The following is a 19,982-nucleotide window of genomic DNA, read 5'->3' as shown; positions in this document are numbered from 1 at the left end:
GCGGACCCGCGGGCGAGGCATCGCCCGGCATTCCTTGGGCAGTCGCTTGGCGAAACGCCAGATCGACCGACCGGTCGGTCGGGGGCATTCGCGGCGGCGTGAGAAACACGTGAAGATATGAACAACTTTATTCGACCTCCCGTTTTTTACCCGTCCACAGTGGTGTTCGTCGACGACAACGACAGCTACCTCGACGCGCTCCGCCGTTTCTTCCCGGGCACCTACACGAACCTGTTTTTCACGCGTCCGCAAGCGGCCCTCAGCTATATCCGCCAGCACGCACGCGAGAATTCGCTCGAATTCGCGGCGGCGTCGGCGTGTCTGAGCGAACCGGGAGTCGAGCGTTTCGTCGAGACCTCGGCCGAGCGCGACATCGTCGCGCAGCCGTCGCGCTTCGAGGAAGTGGCGGCGGTCGTCGTCGACTACGACATGCCGGGCATCGGCGGCGTCGAGTTTCTGTCGTCGATCTCGCACCTGCGTTGCGCGAAGGTGTTGCTCACCGGCGTCGCCGATGAAACCGTCGCGGTGAAGGCGTTCAACGCCGGCATCGTCGACCTGTACCTGCGCAAGACCGACGCGGATTCGGCCAATCGCCTCACGCACTTCCTGAAGGACGCCAAAAGCCGCCATTGCGCGGAGTCGGGCTGGCTCGCGCTCGGCGAAAACGGCATGACCTACTGCGATCCGCGCACGCGCAAGGTGATCGACGAAGTGGTGGCCGCTCGGGGCATCGTCGAGTATTACTGGCGGCCCGAGCAGAACGTGATCCTGATGTTCGACGCCGCCGGCAATCCGAGCGTGTTCGTCGCGTGGGCCGAGAACGACTGGATCTCGCAGGGCGAGATCGTCGCCGACGAGGGTGGCCCGTCCGATCTGCTGCGCCAGCTCGCCACGCGCGAGGTGATGCCGCTGTTCTGGCCGGACCTCGCGTATCGTGCCGGCATGAAGTTCCGGTCACTGACGCCCCAAAGCATTCCTGGTTGGGACGACGCGTTCTTCGGCTGGACCCGCATAGAGCCGGCCGAGGTCGGCCTCGATCTCGTCACGTTCGCGCAGTGGCGCGGCAACCGCAATCGCTGAGCCGCGATAACGCGCCGGGCGCGGCGGTGCATATCGCCGCGCTAATGGCGTGCGTGTTCGCGGAGAAATTCGCATACAGCCCTGTGCATGGCCTGCACGCCGGGGCTCGTTTCAAGCGCGCGCCAGCATCCATGCACGAGCCCCGTGCCGATCAGCAGCCGGGCATCTCCACCAGCTTCGCAAATCCGCTCGACGAACACCCGCGCGTCGTCGCGTAGGGGGTCGTGCTCGGCGCCGATGGCCAGCGTCGGCGGCAATCCGTCGAAGCGGGTTGCGGCGAGTGGGATCGTCCATGCGGGGCCGGGCGTGGGGTCGGCGTTTTCTTCGCCTCTTTCCCCGGTCTTTTCCCCGTTGTTTCCTCCGCTTGTTCCCCCGCTTGTTCCCCAGTACGCGTTGCGAAACTTATGCACGTCCGCGAGCGTCAGCATCGGCGCATCGGACTCGGTGTCGCGCGCAGGCAATTGCGGCTCGGTGCCGAGCATCGGATAGACAAGCGCGATGCCGCGCACCCCGCTCGCACATTCGTCACGCAGGCGTAGCGCGACGCTTGCCGCGAGCGTGCCGCCGGCGCTATCGCCCGCGAGTTGCAATGCGACGCGCTCTGGGAGGTCGAAAGGCAGGCGGTGGTTCAACGCGGCACGCGTGATCTCGAGGCAGTCGTCGTGCGCGGCCGGCGCGCGATGCTCAGGCGCGAGCCGGTAGTCGACCGCGATGACGTCGAGGCCGGTGTCGGCGGCGAGGCGCGCCGTCACCATCTGATGACTGTTCAGCGAGCCGAGCACGAAGCCGCCGCCATGAAAATACAGCACCGTGCCGCGGATCGTGCCGTGTTCGCTTGCCTTCGCTGGATGCCGGTAGAGCCGTAGCGGGATCGCATGGCCCGCGTCGGTGCGAAAGCTTGCGTCCCGTGTGGTGAGTTCGCTGGGCAGTGGCGGCGTCAACGTCGCGGCGTAGCGGTCATACAGCTCGCGCTGCTCGCGCGGCGTCATCGCCGCGTGATGCGATGGATAGAGCGCGCTCGCTCGTTCGATAAAGGCGGCGATTTCCGGCTCTAGCATGGTCACTCCGTTTGAGTAGTGCGTCCCGTTTGCGCTGCGCATCGCAAAGCGATCACACGTCCCGCGAAACGCGCCGGCGGCAATGCCGCATGGGCTTGCGCGAGTTCGTGTACACGCGCTTCGACGTCCGGATCGAAAGCAATGCCGCGCGGTCCGCTGGTATCGACGTGCAGCAGCATCTGCTCGGCCGCGGCGACGGGGCCGCTGCGTTGGCTTTGCGTCGTGTCCAGCGCAAACATTTCGAAGTACACGTGAATACGTTTCGCGTCGCAGCCGAGCACGCGCATGTCGACACGCACCTGCGTGCCTTGTTTGATTTCATGCAGATAGTTGAGATGCGCTTCGAGCGTGTAGATCGATCGATGCCGCTCTTTGCGCACAACATCGGGCAGGCCGATCAGATCGATCAGCCCGTCGGCCGCGAGACTGAAGATCAGCAGGTAGAACGCGTCGCGCATGTGACCGTTGTAATCGACCCATTCGGCGCGCACGCTGTCGCGGTAAGACGGCAGGGTAACGGGATGCGACATGAGCGTCTATCTCCTCGATCGAATGCGATGGCTGCGGCGCGTCGTTGGGCGTCATCAGTGTAGTTCATCGCGATGAGGCTGCGCTGGAACGTGGTCGCCACGAATTGTGATCGTTACAGCAAAAGTGAATTCATGGTTCAGGGCTTACTACGTGGCCTGACCGGCTCCTAAACTGGCGTCAACGCTGCGGATGGCTTATCGGTCACGCAAGGCTCCGCGGCAATCGCATGAAGCCATTTCTGGAGGCTGGAAATCATGAAGTCCATCAGGTCGCTGATCGAAGCAGGGGTTATCGCCGCTCTCATTGCCGCTCCGCTCGCGGCGTTTGCCCAGTCGAACCAGGCCAATCAGCCGATCTCGCGCGCGCAGGTGCGCGCCGAACTGAGCCAGCTCGAAAAGGCCGGTTACGACCCGTCCAACGCGAACGTGATCGACTATCCGGCCAATATTCAGGCAGCCGAAGCAAAGGTCGCGGCGCAAAACCAGGCTGCGCAGAACAGCGGCTACGGTGCGCCGGCGAATGGTTCGTCGCAGCGCAGTGGCCGCACCGATTTCGCGCCGACTTCGTATTCCGTGCCGGTGGTGAATTACACGCGTTGATTGCAGCATGTGCAACTAACGTCACTTCCGAAGTGCAGCAACGCGATGCCGTCGAATCTGACGAGCGGCCCCGATGAACACGAGCATCGGCGAAAGACCGCGCGCAATCGGATAGACCTGACCGAAATCGCCGCTTCTGTACGCGCGAATCAGCGCGAGCAGATAGCCCCATTCGAGCACTGCCGACGCAACGATATACGGCCACGCGGCCAGCGCCGGCAGCGGCAGCAACAAGGCCGGAATGGCGTTTTGAATCCGGCCGCTCAGTGCCCCGCGCGCGGCGCGCGCCGTCCTCAGATCACCCGTTCACGCAGCCACGCCGAGCCGAGATCGATCACCGTCACGACGACGATCACCATGATCATCACCGCGGCCGTCTGCGCATAGTTGAACGAGCGGATCGCTTCGTACAGCACGACGCCGATGCCGCCCGCGCCGACCATGCCGACCACCATCGCCGAGCGCACGTTCGACTCGAAGCGATACAGCGCGTACGAGATCCACAGCGGCAGCACTTGCGGCAGCACCGCATAGACGATTTCGTCGAGGCGCGTCGCGCCGGTTGCGCGCACGCCTTCGGCCGGGCGCGGATCGATCGCCTCGACCGCTTCTGCGAACAGTTTGGCGAGCACGCCCGTCGTATGTACCCACAGCGCGAGCACGCCGGCGAACGGCCCGAGGCCGACCGCGACGATGAACAGCATCGCGAAGACCATTTCGTTGATCGCGCGGCACGCGTCCATCAGGCGGCGCATCGGCTGCACGACCCACTGCGGCGCGAGATTGTTCGCTGACATCAGGCCAAATGGAACCGCGCAGACGAGGGAGAGCGCGGTACCCCAGATTGCGACCGCCAATGTCACGTACATCTCCTGCACGTAGCTGCGCCACTCGGTGAAGTCGGGCGGGAAGAAGTCCGCCGCGAACTGGCCCATGTTGGCGGAGTCGCTGAGCAGATCGAGCGGACGCATGTCGGCGCCGTGCCACGCGCCGCCGAGCACGGCGAGCACCGCGATCCAGCCGAGCAACGACCACCAGCTTCGCTTGCCGGCACGATCTTTCGCCTGCGCCGCCTGCGCGGCCTGCGCTTCGCTAGCGCGCGCAGGCGACGTGATCAGATCGGCCGTGTTCATTGCTTCGACTGTGCGTTGCTGAGCGCGCTCAGCTTCGCGTCGAGGGCGGCCAATTGCGTCTTGCGGTCGCTATCGGACAGATGTGCATCGTTCTCGATCTTCTGCTTCTGCTGGAACAGCACGATCTCGCGAATCGGCAGCAGTTGCCGATCCGACGATGCCTCGAAGCCGCTGTACTCGGTGATGCCGGCCATCACCGCTTTTTCGTGCAAATCGGTTTTCGCGTAGTTCAGGAAGAACTTGCGCAGCTTGTCCTTCGTCGCTTGCGGCAGATCCTTGCGCCACACGAGCGGGTCCGAAGGAATCAGCGGCGAGGTCCACAGCACGCGCACCTGCGCGAACTTGTCCGGATGCTCGCGCTTGAGCGTTTCCATCATCATGCTGTTGTTGGTCGCGATGTCGATCTTGTTGTTGACGACGGCCAGCAGATTCGCTTCGTGGCTCGACGGCAGCACGCTCTTGAACGACGTGTTGACCGGCGCGTTGTGCTTCGCGAACAGGTAGTAGCCAGGCACCAGCGTGCCCGACGTCGAGTTCGGATCGCCGAAACCGAGCGTCACGCTCTTCGTGTCCTTGAACACGTCGTCGAGCGTCTTGAAGCGGCTGTTCACGTTGGTGATCAGCAGCGAGTAGTAGCCGCTGTCGCCGTTCGCGTGCTGCGCTTTCGCGAATACTTCGCCACCCGAACGATCGACGGCTTCGATCGCCGACGCGTTGCCGAAATAGCCGACCTGCACCTTGTTGAAGCGCATGCCTTCGATGATGCCCGCGTAATCGGTCGCGAAGAATGCCTTCACGTTCAGGCCGGTCTGTTTCTTCATGTCATCGATCAGCGGTTCCCAGCGTTGCTTGAGCACCGCCGACGAATCGGTCGAGATGATCCCGAGGTTGACGTCCTCGGCGTGGGCCGCGGCGATGCAGGCGAAAGCGGCAGCGCCGGCCGCGAGCGTGATCAGGGAGCGCAGGAATTTCATCGGTTGAGATCCGGTGGAGTGGACGGAGAGAATCAAAAGCGCACGACAGCGTGCGCGGTTCAGTTCGACGGCGCGGCGTTCAACGCGAAAGCGTAGCGCGCGGCGGCGGGGCCGCTGTCCGGCCGCGTGGGCGCGGCGGCGGTGTCGGGGGCGTCAGGCGCGTCGTGAGTTTCGTCTGCGTCGTGTGTCGCGTCGTCGAGCAGTTCGCGCGCATCGCCGCCGTAGAGTTTCTTTAGCAACGCCGGTGTCAGCGCACTGGAAGGGCCGTCGTAGACCACCTTGCCGTGACGCAGCGCGACCGTGCGCGGGCAGTACTGCATCGCGACGTCGACCTGATGCAGCGACACCAGCACCGTGATCCGGTGCTCGACGTTCAGCGCTCGCAGCATTTCCATCACGCGGCGCGACGACTCGGGATCGAGCGAGGCGATCGGCTCGTCGGCGAGCACGATTTGCGCACGTTGCACGAGCGCCCGTGCGAGCGCGGCACGTTGCTGTTGACCGCCCGACAGGTTCGCGGCCCGCTCGCGCGCATGTTCGCCGATCCCGACCTCGTGCAGCGCGGCCCGCGACAGCGCGTGTTCCTCGCGCGGGAAGCGGCCGGAGAGACGTCGCCACCACGGCAGGCGCGCGAGCGCGCCGATCAGCACGTTGGTTTCGACCGACAGTCGGTTCACCAGATTGAACTGCTGGAACACGAAGCCGATGTCGCGGCGAATGCTGCGCACCTCGCGCACGATGCGGCCGTTCTGCTGGATCGGCCGGCCGAGAATCTCGATTTGCGACGGCTGCGCGTCCGACGCGGTAAAGCCCGCGATATGCCGCAGCAACGTCGATTTTCCCGAGCCCGACGCGCCGATCAGCGCGACCATTTCACCGGGCGCGACGCGCAGATCGATTTCGTCGAGCACTTTGCGGCCGTTACCGAACGTCTTGCTCAAACGTTCGATTCGAATAGCTTCACGGATCGCTTCCATCTGTATTCCCTCTTGCATCCGGCCACTGCCGGCAGGTGTGGGCCCATTCTAGGAAGCGACTGTGACGGTTGAGTGAAGGCATCGTAACGTCTAGACGATTACATCTTTGTGCGTCGCGTTTTCCGCTGTGTCATGTGTCGTCAGGATGGCAAAACGAAGTCAGAGCGAAGTCAATGATTCGAACGGAAAGTGACATACGGATGACACGATTCGCGTACACACGTGCGCGCTCGCGCGTGCTGACACACAGCCAGGCTATAGTGCGGGTTTTCCGGCCGTCCTTAATAATCCCGACACTCCGGTCACGCCGTCATGCCGACTCCTTTGAGCTTTCTTCCGGACAGTTTTGCCGAATATGAAGATCTCAAGTCGATACTCGACCAAGGCAGGGCGAGCTTCGAAATCCGCGCGGTCTGCGAGACCGAGGTACGCGGCCGGCGCTTTTCCATCTACACCGCGAGCATCGGTTCATCCGATCCGCTCGCGCCAGCCATTGGCTTTTTCGGCGGGATTCACGGGCTCGAGCGAATCGGCTCGCAACTCGTCCTCGACCATATGCGCGCGCTGCTCGCTCGGCTCGAATGGGACGAATTGCTGGTGCGGCAATTGCAGTCCATCCGGCTGATCTTTCTACCGATCGCGAATCCCGGCGGCATGTGGGCAGCGACGCGCGCGAATCCGCGCGGCGTCGACCTGATGCGCAACGCACCGCAAGACGCCGACGCGCGCGTGCCGCTGCTGGCGGGCGGCCAGCGCGTCGGCGCGTGGTTGCCCTGGTATCGCGGCCGCGCGGGCGAGCCGATGGAGGTCGAGGCGGCCGCGCTGCTGCATGTAGTCGAGACGCAGCTCGCCGCGCGGCCGTTGAGCATCGCGCTCGATTGCCATTCCGGCTACGGCTGGAGCGACAGCATCTGGTTTCCGTACGCCCGAACCCGCCGGCAGATGCCGCATCTGCCCGAAATGTACGTGTTGAAGAGCATGTTCGAACACGCGCATCCGCATCACGGCTACACGTTCGAGCCGCAAAGCCATCAGTATCTGCTGCACGGCGATCTGTGGGACTACGCGTATGACCGCACGCCGGCGCCGAACGTCTTTCTGCCGATGACGCTCGAACTCGGCTCGTGGCTGTGGATCAAGAAAAATCCGCGGCAGTTGTTTTCGCGGCAGGGCATGTTCAATCCGGTCATGGAGCATCGCACCGCGCGCGTGCTGCGGCGCCATGCAAACCTGTTCGACTTCCTCGCGCGCGCGGCGTTTTCGGCGCAGCGCTGGCTGCCGCAAGGCAACCGTCGCGAGCAGTTGCTGCGAAGCGCGCGGGATCACTGGTACGGGCCGGATCGCGTATGAGCACGTGGATTCTGCTGCGCGGACTGACGCGGGAAACGCGGCATTGGGGGCGCTTGCCGGCGGCGTTGCGCGAAACCCTGGGTCAAATTTCGGGCGATAGCTTGCGCGATGCAACCCCAGCCGCAACGAGCACGACCGGCTTGCGTTTGCTGCTGCTCGACCTGCCTGGCAACGGTGAATACGTGCGGCGGCGCGCGCCCGCGAGCGTCGCGGGCATGGTCGCATTCGTGCGGCAGGCAGCGCTCGAAACGGGTGTGCCGGGCCCCTACAACGTGCTCGCGATGTCGCTCGGCGGCATGGTCGCGACCCACTGGGCACAGCGTCATCCCGGCGAGATCGAACGGCTCGTGCTGATCAATACAAGCATGCGGCCATTCAGCCGCATGCACGAGCGGCTGCGGCCGTCGGCGTGGCCTGGTCTGCTCGGCGTCGCGGCGCATTGGAGCGATGCCGCCGATGCCGAGAGCGGCATCCATCGACTCACGTGCAATAACCTCCACACCTTGGGCGCGGATCTCACTGCCTGGACCGCGATTCGCCTCAGCGCGCCGGTGAGCCGCGCGAATGCGCTACGGCAATTGTGGGCGGCCGCATGCTTTAGCGCGGCGCCCGCCGCGCCGGAGTGTGCACTGCTGATTCTGTCGTCGGAAGCCGATGGGCTCGTCAACCCGGTCTGTTCGGCGAAGCTCGCGGCGGCGTGGGGCGCGCCGCATCGCAAGCATCCGTGGGCCGGCCACGATCTACCCCATGACGATCCCGCGTGGACGGCCGCGCAGATTCGCGCGTGGCTCACCCAGCGCGCCGAGGATAGCGATGCGGCCGCGCCGGCACCGGCGCCCACAAAGCCCGCGCGTTGAGCCGCGCACGGCGTTGCCGCGCCGCAGCGATGCGAACTGGGCCCGGCGATTCTTCGACGACCGGTCAGCGGGTATTACCTGACTGCGCGAAACGGCCGTATCGCGTACGGCAGGCGCATAATTCCAAGTCAGACGTTGCCTGCGAATCACGCGATACTCACCATTGCCGCCAGCCAGGGGAGTCGATCATGCAAGCAAAGAACGAAGAGGCCGTCACACACCTGCTGAACGATGTTGTTGAATTTGCACGGGGGCGGTTGCCGGAGCCGACCTTCAATATCGTCGAACTCTTCCTGCGGCATTACTACGATTTCGTCGACGCGGGCGATCTGCAAAGCCGCTCGATCGCCGATCTGTACGGCGCGGCGCTGGCCCACTGGCAGACCGCGCAGCGCTTCGTGCCGGGCGAGCAGCGGCTGCGCGTGTATAACCCGATCCTCGAACAGCATGGCTGGCATTCCGATCACACGGTGATCGAAATCGTCAACGACGACATGCCGTTCCTCGTCGATTCGGTCTCGATGACGGTCAACCGGCATCGGCTCGCGCTGCATTCGGTCGTCCATCCGGTATTTCGGATCTGGCGCGCGCCGGACGGCAGCATCGCGCGCGTGAGCCAAGGTGCCGAAGAAGCCGGCGATACGCGCTCGCATCTGACCTCGTGCATCCATTTCGAGGTCGATCGTTGTGGCGATGCCGCAAAACTCGACGCGTTGCGCGACGACATCGCGCGCGTGCTCGGCGACGTGCGCGCGGCGGTCGAGGATTGGCCGAAGATCATCGAACGCGCGAAGCAGACCATTCAAGATATGAAGGCGCGCGAAAGCGGTCCCGAGGGCGTCGAAGCGCGCGCGTTCGTCGAATGGATGGTCGCCGATCATTTCACGTTCCTCGGCCACCGTGATTACGAACTGGTGCACCACGACGGCGGCTACGGTTTGCGGGCGGTCGCGGGATCCGGTCTCGGCATTCTGCGCGATGCGCAGCAGCCGGGCGGCGCGGCGGAAGTCACGCCGTTGCCGCCGGCGGCCGCCGAGATCATCTCCGGGTCGTCGCCGATCTTTCTGACTAAGGCCAATTCGCGCGCCACGGTGCACCGGCCCGGCTATCTCGACTATGTCGGCATCAAGCTGAGCGGCGCCGATGGCAAGGTGACGGGCGAGCGGCGCTTCATCGGCCTGTATACGTCCACCGCTTATTTCGTGTCGTCCGCGGAGATTCCGATCGTGAGGCGCAAATGCGCAAATATCGTCAGACGCGCCGCATTCCTGCCGAAAGGTCATCTGGCGAAATCGCTGGTGACGGTGCTCGAGACCTATCCGCGCGACGAATTGTTCCAGGCCGACGAGGACCAGCTGTACGACACCGCCCTCGGCGTGCTGCGTTTGCAGGAGCATCAGCGCACGCGGCTGTTCGTGCGGCGCGATCGCTTCGATCGCTTCGTAACGTGCCTCGTGTTCGTGTCGCGCGACAAGTACAACACCGATCTGCGGCAGCGCATCGCGAACCTGCTCGCCGACGCATTCAATGGTGAGAACGTCGAATTCACGCCGCTGCTGTCGGAGTCGACGCTCGCGCGAATTCATTTCGTCGTCCATGCCAAAGCGGGCGGCATGCCAAGCGTCGACACGCGCGAGCTCGAAGCGCGCCTCGTGCAGGTCGCGCGACGCTGGCAGGACGATCTGGCCGACGCATTGCTCGACGCGTACGGAGAAGAGCAGGGCAACCGTTTGCTGCAGCACTACGCCGATTCGTTCCCGGCCGGCTATCGCGACGACTATCCGGCGCGCACGGCCGTGCGCGATATCGAACTGATCGAGCGCGTGCAGGGCAGCGAGCGGCTCGCGATGAACCTATACAGGCCGATCGAATCCGGACCGCGCGCGTTCCGTTTCAAGGTGTATCGCGCGGGCCTGCCGATCGCACTGTCGCGCAGCTTGCCGATGCTCGAACATCTGGGCGTGCGCGTCGACGAAGAGCGGCCTTATCTGATCGAGGCGCCCGGTGCGATGCCCGCGTGGATCCATGACTTCGGCCTCGAACTCGCTGACGATACCGAGTTTGACATCGAGCGGGTCAAGGATCTGTTCGAACAGGCGTTCGAGCAGGTGTGGACCGGCACGATCGAAAGCGACGACTTCAACCGCCTCGTGCTGCGCGCGCAGCTCAATGCACGCGAGGTGACGATTCTGCGCGCGTACGCGAAGTATTTGCGGCAAGTCGGTTCGACGTTCAGCGACGCGTATATCGAACGCGCGGTGACCGGCAATCCGGCGATTGCGCGCATGCTGGTCGACCTGTTCATCGCGCGCTTCGATCCGGCGCTCGGCGCGGTACGCGAGGCCCGCGTCAACGCTTGTCTGGAGACGATCGACAGCGCGCTCGACCAGGTGCCTAATCTCGACGAAGACCGCATCCTGCGGCAGTTCCTCGGCGTGATCAAGGCGACCAAGCGCACCAACTACTACCGCCATGACGCTCTGGGCCAACCGAAGCCGTATCTGTCGTTCAAGTTCGATCCCGCCCAGGTGCCCGGCTTGCCCGAGCCGAAACCGATGTTCGAGATCTGGGTCTATTCGCCGCGCGTCGAGGGCGTCCATCTGCGAGGCGGGCGCGTCGCGCGTGGCGGCCTGCGCTGGTCTGATCGGCGCGAGGATTTCCGCACGGAAGTGCTCGGCCTGATGAAGGCGCAGATGGTGAAGAACGTGGTGATCGTGCCGGTCGGCTCGAAGGGCGGCTTCGTCGTCAAGAATCCGCCGCCGCAGAGCGAGCGCGATGCGTGGATGCGCGAAGGCGTCGCGTGCTATCAGACCTTCCTGCGCGGCTTGCTCGACGTGACCGACAATCTGGCGAGCACCGAGGTCGTGCCACCGCCTGACGTGGTGCGCCACGATCCCGACGACCCGTATCTGGTCGTCGCCGCCGACAAGGGCACGGCCACGTTTTCCGACTACGCGAATGCGATCTCGCAGGAATACGGTTTCTGGCTCGACGACGCGTTCGCGTCGGGCGGCTCGGTCGGCTATGACCACAAGAAGATGGGCATCACCGCGCGCGGCGCGTGGGAGTCGGTCAAGCGGCACTTCCGCGAAATGGGCGTCGACACGCAGAGCGAGGACTTCACGGTGGTCGGTGTCGGCGACATGTCGGGCGACGTGTTCGGCAACGGCATGCTGCTGTCGCCGCATATCAAGCTGCTCGCCGCGTTCGATCACCGCCATATCTTTCTCGATCCGAATCCCGATCCCGCGGCGAGCATGGCGGAACGCGCGCGGCTCTTCATGCTCGACCGTTCGAGTTGGGCCGATTACGATCCGTCGCTGATCTCGGCCGGCGGCGGCGTGTTCCCGCGCAGCGCGAAGACGATTCCGCTGTCGACGGCGGTGCAGGCGGCGCTCGGGATCAGCGCGGCGGCGCTCTCGCCGGCCGAGTTGATGCGCGTGATTCTGCAGGCGCCGGTCGATCTGCTTTACAACGGCGGCATCGGCACCTATGCGAAGGCGAGCCGCGAGACCAATCAGCAGGCGGGCGATCGCGCGAACGACGCGATTCGCGTGAACGGCGCGGATCTGCGCTGCAAGGTCGTGGCCGAGGGCGGCAATCTCGGCTTGACGCAACTCGGGCGCATCGAGTTCGCGCAGTGCGGTGGCCGCATCAATACCGATGCGATCGACAATTCGGCCGGTGTCGATTGCTCGGATCACGAGGTCAACATCAAGATTCTGCTGGGCCTCGTCGTCGCCGACGGCGAGATGACGGAGAAGCAGCGCAATGCGTTGCTTGCCGAAATGACCGATGAAGTCGGTCTGCTCGTGCTGACGGACAACTACTATCAGACCCAGGCCTTGTCGATCGCGGGCCGTTTTGGCGTGGAGCTGCTCGATGCCGAAGCGCGCCTGATGCGCTATCTGGAGAAGGCGGGGCGGCTCAATCGCGTGATCGAGTTTCTGCCCACCGACGAGGATATCGCCGAGCGCGCGGCCGCGAAGCAGGGACTGACGACACCCGAGCGCGCGGTGCTGCTCGCTTATAGCAAGATGTGGCTCTATGACGCGCTGCTCGAATCGTCGATGCCGGAAGACCCGCTCGTCAGCGATATGTTGATCGAGTACTTTCCGAAACCTCTTCGGCAGCGTTTCCGCGAACCGATGCAACGCCATCCGCTGCGCCGTGAAATCCTCGCGACGTATCTGACCAATGCGCTCGTGAATCGCGTCGGCTGCGAGTTCGTGCATCGGCTGATGGAGGAGACCGATGCACAGCCCGGCGACATCGTGCGCGCGTGCATCATGGCGCGCGACGTGTTCGATCTCGATCAGATCTGGCGCAGCATCGACGCGCTCGACAACCGCGTTCCCGACGACGTGCAGGCACGCATGTTCGCGGAGGTCGCGCGGCTCGTCGAACGTTCGGCGCTGTGGTTCCTGCGGCATCTGCAAACGGGCGCGGCCGGCGACGACGTGACCGGCCTGCTCGCGCGCTGTCGCGACGCCGCGCAGCGTCTCGCGCCACAATGGCCGGCGCTGTTGCCTGGCGCGGACCTCGAAGCGTTGTCGGAGCGGCAACGGGTATTCGTCGATGCGGGTGTCGATAGCGATCTCGCGGTGCGGATCGCGAGCGGCGAGGTGTCCGCTGCGCTGCTCGATATCGCCGAAGTCGCGTCGACGTGCGGGCGTAATCTCGAACAGGTCGCGGGCGTCTACTTCGCGCTCGGCACGCTGCTGAACTACAGCTGGATTAGCGAGCGCGCCGCCTCATTGCCGGCGCCGACGCATTGGGACATGCTCGCGCGCGCATCGGCGCTCGCCGAACTCGCACGGCTCAAGCGCGCGCTGACCACGAGCGCATTGGCCGGCGCGACCGATGCATCGACGCCCGATTCGCTGGTGCAAGCGTGGCGCGACAAACGCCCGACACAGCTCGAGCGTTATACGCGTCTGCTGACCGATCTACGCGCGACGGGCGGCGCGAGTCTTTCGGTGTTGCTGGTTGTCGTACGGGAGATGGCGGCGCTCGAGAGGGCGTGAGCCGCGCGAATGGTGCAAAGGACGCCTGGGGAACTGGCGGCACGACGGCACATCAGGTCCGATTCCTGCGACCGGGTGTGTCGTTGTCATCCATAATATCGAGTACTTGCCGATCACTTCGCTCGTGCAATACCCAAAAATACCCAGCCCACTCACCGACCGCCGCCAGCAGATGAAAGAAGAATCGCCGAAAGCCATTTTCTACGCACTCGCGGCCAACTTCGGCATCGCCGTCTGCAAGTTCGCCGCGGCGGCGTTCACCGGCTCCGGATCGATGTTCGCCGAAGCGATTCACTCCACCGCCGACTGCGGCAATCAACTGCTGCTGCTATTCGGACTGCGCGAAGCGCGCAAGCCGGTGAGCCCTTTGCATCCGATGGGTAGCGGCCGCGAAATCAACTTCTATTCGCTGCTGGTTGCGTTGCTGCTGTTTTTTGTCGGCGGTGCGTTTTCGGTGTATGAGGGCGTGCATCGACTGATTGCGCGCGAGCCGTTGCAATATGCGTTCGTCGCGTTGGCGGTGCTCGGTGTGTCGGTGGTGCTCGAATCGCTATCGTTGTGGGGCGCGGTCAAGGAGATTCGCAAGACGCATCCGGATAAAAATCTGTGGCACTGGTTTCGCGAGACGCGCGAATCGGACCTGCTGGTCGTGGCCGGCGAAGATATCGCCGCGCTATTCGGTCTCGCGATCGCCTTCGTCGCGGTGCTATCGACGATGGTGACCGGCAGCCCCGTGTATGACGCGCTCGGCTCGGTGGGGGTCGGTCTTCTGCTGATGACGATCGCGTGGCTCGTCGCGCGTGAAGTGAAGTCGATGCTCGTCGGCGAATCGGCGAGCCCGGAAGTGCGCAGCGCCATCGACGCGCATCTGCGCGCGCGTCCCGAGATTCGCGGCATCATCAACATGATCACGCTGCAGTGGGGGCGCCACGTGGTGGTGGCGGTGCAGGCGGAAATGATCGACTACGCGAGCGGCCGCGCGATGGTCGATGCGATCAACGTCATCGAGGCCGATCTGCAGGCCACGTTTCCTCAGGTGCGCTGGGTGTTCTTCGAACCGGATGTGCCGCGCAATTAAAGAAGACTTCTCCACTCGGGCATGAATCGGGTCCATGAACCCCGCGGACGAGAGGAGGCGAGGAGGCGAGCGGAGGCGAAGCGACGTGCGCTGCAATCGCGGGTCATTCCGCCCGTCCCGACTGGATGCCAGTACGCTTCACAGCGTTTATTTGAACCCCGCCACCGCATGCGGCACATACAGTTCTTCGAGCCGGCGAACTTCGTCGTCACTGAGCTTCAACGAGAGCGCCGCGACTGCATCGTCGAGATGATGCAGTTTGGTAGCACCGACAATCGGCGCGGTAATCGGCTTCTTCTGCAGCACCCACGCTAGCGCAACCTGCGCGCGCGGCACGCCGCGCTCTTTCGCGATCTCGCTGACCCGCTCGACGATACGCCGATCCGCTTCCTGCGTGTGCGCGTACAGCGTGCGGCCGAATTCATCGGTTTCCGAGCGCGCGCTTTCGGTGTCCCAGTCACGCGTCAAGCGTCCGCGGGCAAGCGGACTCCACGGAATCACGCCGATGCCTTCGCTTTCGCACAGCGGCAGCATTTCGCGCTCTTCCTCGCGGTACAGCAGATTCACGTAGTTCTGCATCGTCACGAAGCGCGTCCAGCCATTGCGCTCGGCCACCTGCAGCGCCTTGGCAAACTGCCATGCGTACATCGACGACGCGCCGAGATAGCGCGCCTTGCCGGCTTTCACGACATCGTGCAGCGCTTCCATCGTTTCTTCGATCGGCGTGCCGTAGTCCCAGCGATGGATCTGATACAGGTCGACATAGTCGGTACCGAGCCGCCGCAGGCTGTTATCGATCTCCGCCATGATCGCCTTGCGCGACAGCCCCGCGCCGTTCGGGCCCGGATGCATGCGGCTATTGACCTTGGTGGCTAGCACGATCTCATCGCGCTTCGCAAAGTCCTTCAGCGCACGGCCGACGATTTCCTCGCTGGTGCCGTCCGAATAGACGTTGGCCGTGTCGAAGAAGTTGATGCCGTGATCGAGCGCCTGCTTGATGAAAGGCCGCGCGGCTTCGTCGTCGAGCGACCAGGGGTGCGTGCCGCGCGAGGGTACGCCATAACTCATACAGCCGAGACAGAGACGCGATACATCGAGGCCGATGCGGCCGAGTTTCACATAATCCATCATGTTGCTCCTATAGTGAAGTGAAGCGCACAAACCCGCTGCGAGGGAAGGACGTTCGATTATAGGGAAACGACGGCAAGCGCGTCGTCACGGGCCGCACCCGCTTTCGATCGCTTCAATGCAAATGCGCCCGCGAAGCCACTTCGCGGGCGCATGACGACGAGTGCCGTGAACGTCAGCCAACGCTCAATGTTGTACCGGGCGATACGGCGTCCACACGGGCGTGTCGGTATTCCAGTTGTCGAGTTCCGATGGTGTCATGATGTGCTCCTCGATGAAGAGGCGCGCAGTTTTGCTCCGCAAGCGCGCCGGGTTCTGAATCAACTTCTTCTAACTCGTTACTGGCCCTTCGCAACTCGCGTCACTTCGCCGTTCGTTCCTTCCTGCAACGCGATGCGCGCGGCTTGCGTCTGGCCGATCAGGCCTTTGTCCGGATACGAGGTGCGATTCAGTGAGGGCAGCGAGCCGTCGCGATACGCGGCGACCAGTTCGGCCTTGACCTCGGCGCGTGTCTTCGTGCTCGCGGTCGGCGCCGGTTGCGTGTCATACGTTCCCGCGCGGCCGATACCGCCGCCGCCTTGCGCAAATGCCGGAACGCTGACGAGCAGTGACATAGCGAGGCCTGCCAACAGATTGCGTTTCATGATTCACTCCTGTCCATTCATTGGCAGCGCGATGGCGCTGCGACAGGGTGAAATGTAGACGTCGACGCGGTGCGGATAAATCGCGGTTTTGCGAAATGAATTGTCGCGATTCAGGAACAATCGCAAGCGAGGCTTCACCGGGGCCGTGCGATTGCACAGTTGCCGCGGCATTGGAGCCGCGGCTGGAATTCACTGTTTCACTTCCCGTACTTCATGCGACCCATTCGGTCATCACCGGCGTGTCGAGTGCCGGCGCGGACTCGCGCTGCTCGAAGGTGCGCTTCGTGCAGGTGGCGTCGAGAGTGCCGCGTCCGCTCAGCAATGGGCAACGATCGAACAGCTCCGCGATCCAGTCTACGAAAACGCGGACTTTCGGCGACAGATGACGACTGTGCGGATAGACTGCCGAAATCGGCATCGGCAAGGGTTTCAAGTCCGGCAGTACTTCGACGAGCTGACCCGAGCCCAGATGCGGCAGCACCATGAAGCGCGCCGGCTGAATCAGGCCGAAGCCTTCGAGTCCGCAGGTCACGTAGGCATCCGCGTCGTTGACCGACACGATGCTTTTCATCTTCACTTCCACTTCGTTGCCGTTCACCAGGAACGCCCAGTCGAGCGTGCGTCCCGTGCGGCTCGAGAAGTAGTTGACGGCTTTGTGATTGTCGAGATCTTCTAGCGAAGCGGGCACGCCCGCGCGCTTGATGTAGTCGGGCGACGCGCAGGTCACGCCCTCGAACAGACCGATGCGGCGCGCGACCAGCGACGAATCCTGCAACGCGCCGACACGCACCACGCAATCGACACCTTCTTGCAGCAGATCGACGGGCCGGTCGGTCAGGCCCAGTTGCAGATCGATGTCCGGATAGCGCGTGTGGAATTCGCACAGCGACGGAATGACGAGCAGACGGCCAATCGAGCCTGGCATGTCGATGCGTAGCTTGCCGTGCGGCTTCTTGTTGCCGCTCTGGAAACTCGCCTCGGTCTCTTCGACGTCCGCGAGGATGCGCACGCAGCGCTCGTAGTACGCGGCGCCATCGGGCGTCAGCGACAGACGGCGGGTGGTCCGGTGCATCAGCCGCGTGCCGAGAAACGCTTCGAGGTTCTGAATAATCGTAGTAACCGATGCGCGCGGCAGGTCGAGCGTTTCCGCTGCTCGGGTAAAGCTGTTGGTGTCGACGACGCGCGTGAACACTTGCATGGCCTGAAGCCGGTCCATTGCAAACCTCCAGAAGGGGCTGGTGCACAGGCGGGAATGGAGTCCGCGAAAACAATCACAACGGGATTGTTCAAAGGCACCGAATTGTGTTGCCGGATTATAGGCATTTATTTGCGAGTCTGCCGAACCCACAATTCGGACCATTGAAGTTCTATGCGCATTTGCGCGGCTCGACATGGATGCATTCAAATCGCCGTACCCGCCTTTTTCCACCGGCGTTTCCGCCGAAGACACTGGCGCTGAGGCCAATGACGCAACGCTTGAAGTCACCGACGTGGGTATCGATGGGTACGCTCAACCCATTACGTTGCGCCTGTATCGGCTGACGAAAAAAACCGCATTGCCGGTGCTGCTTTATTTTCACGGTGGTGGTTTTACGAAGGGTTCGATCGAATGCGCGGACTTCGCCGCGCGGTATTTCGCAGAACATTTACCGGCGCTCGTGGTGTCGGTCGGCTATTCGCTCGCGCCGCGGTTTCCGTTTCCGGCCGCGCCGGAAGACGCGCATCGCGCCGCGCTGTGGGTGCAGACGCGGGCACGGGCATTTGGTGGCAATAGCAGAAAGATCGGCGTGGCGGGCCACGACGCGGGCGGCCAACTCGCCAATTGTCTCGCGTTCATCGCGCGCGATCGTAACGACGTGCCGATCAGCGCGCAGGCGCTGTTCGGCCCGATGCTGGATCCGAGCCTGACGCGGCTCGGCGACGAGCAGCGGCTCGGTTCGGACATCACCGCGCGCGAGTGCGCCGCGTGTTATCGCGCGTATCTGCCGCAAGCGTCTCAGCGCATGCATCCGTATGCGGCGCCGCTCGAATCGTCGCGGCTCGCCGGCTTGCCGGCCACGCTGATCGCGACCGCGCAGAACGACGTGCTGCACGTCGAGGCCGAGAAGTATGCAAGCAATCTGATCGACGCGGGCGTGCAGACCCAGGTGGTGCGCTTTCCGAGCGTGTCGCACGCGGCGCTCGCCGATCATCCGCCCGCTTTGCAGGAAGCGGTGCGCTTTTTCCAGTGGCGCTTCGACGCGCGCGCTCATCGATAAACAGAAATTCAATCAACGATACCGGGAGCTACACATGACTATCCTTCCTCTTTCCCGCCGCCGCGTGGCGTTAGCCGCCGTGGTCGTCGTCGTCCTTGCCGGGCTTGGCACCTTCGGCGCGATTCGTGTCGATGCGAGCTCGCCGGCCGCACCCACCATCGTGCCGGAAGTGGACGTGGCGACCGTCGTGCAGAAGACGATCACCGACTGGCAGTCCTATTCGGGCCGTCTCGAAGCCGTGCAGAAAGTGGACGTGCGTTCGCAGGTGCCGGGCACGATCGTGTCAGTCAACTTCAAGGACGGCGCGCTCGTGAAGCAGGGCGACACGCTGTTCGTGATCGATCCGCGTCCGTACGCGGCCGAAGTCGATCGCGCGCAAGCGCAGCTCGCGGCCGCGCAGGCACGCACCGGCTACACCCAAAGCGACTGGGAACGCGCGCAACGGCTGATTGTCGACAACGCGATCGCCAAACGCGACTACGACGAGAAGCAGAACGCCGCGCGCGAGGCGAGCGCGAACCTGAAGGCCGCGCAAGCCGCGCTGGAAACCGCGCGCATCAATCTTGGCTACACGAAGATCGTCGCGCCGGTGTCGGGCCGCGTGTCGCGCGCGGAAATCACGGTCGGCAACGTGGTGTCGGCGGGCGCCAGTTCGGTGCCGCTGACGACGCTCGTCTCGGTGTCGCCGATCTACGCGTCGTTCGACGCGGACGAGCAGACCTACCTGCAATACCTGAGCCGCGCGAAGGACGGCAGCAAGGTGCCGGTCGAACTCGGTCTCGCCGATGAATCCGGCTACTCGCGCAGCGGCACGATCGAGTCGGTCGACAACCGGCTCGACACGTCGTCGGGCACGATCCGCGTGCGCGCGAAGTTCGACAACGCGGACGGCGCGCTGATTCCGGGCCTCTACGCGCGCGTCAAGGTGGGGGGCAGCGCACCGCATCCGGCGCTGTTGATCGACGATGCCGCGGTCGGCACCGACCAGGACAAGAAGTTCGTGCTGGTCGTCGATCAGGGCAACCACGTCGTTTATCGCGGGATCACGACGGGTTCGATGCAAGGCAATCTGCGCGTCGTCAAGGACGGCTTGAAGCCGGGCGATCGCATCGTCGTCAACGGCGTTCAGCGTGTGCGTCCCGGCGATACGGTCCGCGCGCACATGGTGCCGATGACGACCGACGACGACCCGAACAGCGCAGCGCTCGCGCAGTCGCGTGCCAAGGCCGAGGCCGGCGCGAAAGGCAATTCGTGAGCCGCATGCTCCAACGCGCATGCTCCAACGTTA

The 19,982-nt window shown here is 64.0% G+C and carries 16 protein-coding genes and 1 pseudogene; 8 read left to right on the top strand and 9 right to left on the bottom strand.

From position 1 onward, the window contains the following. The first annotated feature begins 117 nt into the window (after positions 1-117). A complete protein-coding gene (locus tag OKW45_RS10370; RefSeq protein ID WP_429467810.1) occupies positions 118-1,080 on the top strand; it encodes a response regulator in 963 nt (320 codons plus the stop codon). A 41-nt stretch (positions 1,081-1,121) separates the two neighbouring features. Here OKW45_RS10370 and OKW45_RS10365 read toward each other — a convergent pair whose 3' ends face one another. Both OKW45_RS10365 and OKW45_RS10360 read right to left on the bottom strand, forming a co-directional pair. Then, positions 1,122-2,138 carry an alpha/beta hydrolase gene (locus OKW45_RS10365; RefSeq protein WP_429467807.1) on the bottom strand — a complete coding sequence of 339 codons (1,017 nt, stop codon included), beginning with the start codon at positions 2,136-2,138 and terminating at the stop codon, positions 1,122-1,124. A 2-nt stretch (positions 2,139-2,140) separates the two neighbouring features. Next, positions 2,141-2,668: a thioesterase family protein gene (locus tag OKW45_RS10360; RefSeq protein WP_429467804.1), complete on the bottom strand. Its 528-nt coding sequence runs from the start codon at positions 2,666-2,668 to the stop codon at positions 2,141-2,143. 255 nt (positions 2,669-2,923) lie between these two features. On the opposite strand from OKW45_RS10360, the gene OKW45_RS10355 reads away from it, so the two are divergent. Continuing rightward, the gene (locus tag OKW45_RS10355; RefSeq protein ID WP_018423457.1) at positions 2,924-3,268 is read left to right on the top strand and encodes a DUF4148 domain-containing protein; all 345 of its coding nucleotides are present in this window, start codon (positions 2,924-2,926) and stop codon (positions 3,266-3,268) included. Between the two features lie 66 nt (positions 3,269-3,334). Here OKW45_RS10355 and OKW45_RS10350 read toward each other — a convergent pair. The 4 genes and pseudogenes from OKW45_RS10350 to phnC all read right to left on the bottom strand — a co-directional run. Beyond that, positions 3,335-3,499, bottom strand: a pseudogene (locus OKW45_RS10350) (EamA family transporter); the annotation flags it as partial. A 62-nt stretch (positions 3,500-3,561) separates the two neighbouring features. Continuing rightward, on the bottom strand, positions 3,562-4,401 hold the full coding sequence (gene phnE, locus OKW45_RS10345; protein WP_429467802.1) for a phosphonate ABC transporter, permease protein PhnE: 840 nt from the start codon (positions 4,399-4,401) through the stop codon (positions 3,562-3,564). Next, positions 4,398-5,375 carry a phosphonate ABC transporter substrate-binding protein gene (gene phnD / locus OKW45_RS10340; RefSeq protein ID WP_018423454.1) on the bottom strand — a complete coding sequence of 326 codons (978 nt, stop codon included), beginning with the start codon at positions 5,373-5,375 and terminating at the stop codon, positions 4,398-4,400. The genes phnE and phnD overlap by 4 nt, the downstream gene beginning before the upstream one ends. Positions 5,376-5,434: 59 nt before the next feature. Further along, a complete protein-coding gene (gene phnC / locus OKW45_RS10335; protein ID WP_429467799.1) occupies positions 5,435-6,352 on the bottom strand; it encodes a phosphonate ABC transporter ATP-binding protein in 918 nt (305 codons plus the stop codon). A 312-nt stretch (positions 6,353-6,664) separates the two neighbouring features. Here phnC and OKW45_RS10330 point away from each other — a divergent pair, with 312 nt between their 5' ends. The 4 genes from OKW45_RS10330 (at position 6,665) to OKW45_RS10315 (ending at position 14,664) form a co-directional block, all read left to right on the top strand. Next, the gene (locus OKW45_RS10330) at positions 6,665-7,702 is read left to right on the top strand and encodes a M14 family zinc carboxypeptidase (protein WP_429467797.1); all 1,038 of its coding nucleotides are present in this window, start codon (positions 6,665-6,667) and stop codon (positions 7,700-7,702) included. Then, a complete protein-coding gene (locus OKW45_RS10325; RefSeq protein ID WP_429467794.1) occupies positions 7,699-8,559 on the top strand; it encodes an alpha/beta fold hydrolase in 861 nt (286 codons plus the stop codon). The genes OKW45_RS10330 and OKW45_RS10325 overlap by 4 nt, the downstream gene beginning before the upstream one ends. Positions 8,560-8,747: 188 nt before the next feature. Beyond that, positions 8,748-13,586, top strand: a complete 4,839-nt coding sequence (locus OKW45_RS10320) for an NAD-glutamate dehydrogenase (RefSeq protein WP_429467791.1) — start codon at positions 8,748-8,750, stop codon at positions 13,584-13,586. A 172-nt stretch (positions 13,587-13,758) separates the two neighbouring features. Beyond that, a complete protein-coding gene (locus OKW45_RS10315) occupies positions 13,759-14,664 on the top strand; it encodes a cation diffusion facilitator family transporter (RefSeq protein WP_429467788.1) in 906 nt (301 codons plus the stop codon). Positions 14,665-14,811: 147 nt separating this feature from the next. Here OKW45_RS10315 and OKW45_RS10310 read toward each other — a convergent pair whose 3' ends face one another. The 3 genes from OKW45_RS10310 to OKW45_RS10300 all read right to left on the bottom strand — a co-directional run bounded on the left by OKW45_RS10310 (position 14,812) and on the right by OKW45_RS10300 (position 17,652). After that, positions 14,812-15,792 carry an aldo/keto reductase gene (locus tag OKW45_RS10310; protein ID WP_429469334.1) on the bottom strand — a complete coding sequence of 327 codons (981 nt, stop codon included), beginning with the start codon at positions 15,790-15,792 and terminating at the stop codon, positions 14,812-14,814. A gap of 338 nt (positions 15,793-16,130) precedes the next feature. Then, positions 16,131-16,436 (bottom strand): DUF4148 domain-containing protein, encoded by a 306-nt coding sequence (locus OKW45_RS10305; protein WP_429467786.1) that lies wholly within the window; start codon positions 16,434-16,436, stop codon positions 16,131-16,133. Between the two features lie 211 nt (positions 16,437-16,647). After that, the gene (locus tag OKW45_RS10300; protein ID WP_018423444.1) at positions 16,648-17,652 is read right to left on the bottom strand and encodes a LysR family transcriptional regulator; all 1,005 of its coding nucleotides are present in this window, start codon (positions 17,650-17,652) and stop codon (positions 16,648-16,650) included. 175 nt (positions 17,653-17,827) lie between these two features. On the opposite strand from OKW45_RS10300, the gene OKW45_RS10295 reads away from it, so the two are divergent. Then, positions 17,828-18,694, top strand: coding sequence for an alpha/beta hydrolase (locus OKW45_RS10295; protein ID WP_018423443.1), 867 nt, complete (start codon positions 17,828-17,830; stop codon positions 18,692-18,694). Positions 18,695-18,728: 34 nt separating this feature from the next. Beyond that, entirely contained in the window at positions 18,729-19,949 is a 1,221-nt protein-coding gene (locus OKW45_RS10290; RefSeq protein ID WP_026226339.1) for an efflux RND transporter periplasmic adaptor subunit, read from the top strand. Positions 19,950-19,982: the final 33 nt, after the last annotated feature.

Source organism: Paraburkholderia lebeckiae (assembly GCF_050436225.1).
In the GTDB taxonomy this organism is placed as follows: Bacteria; Pseudomonadota; Gammaproteobacteria; order Burkholderiales; family Burkholderiaceae; genus Paraburkholderia; species Paraburkholderia tuberum.
This window is presented reverse-complemented; position numbering and strand designations above follow the sequence as displayed.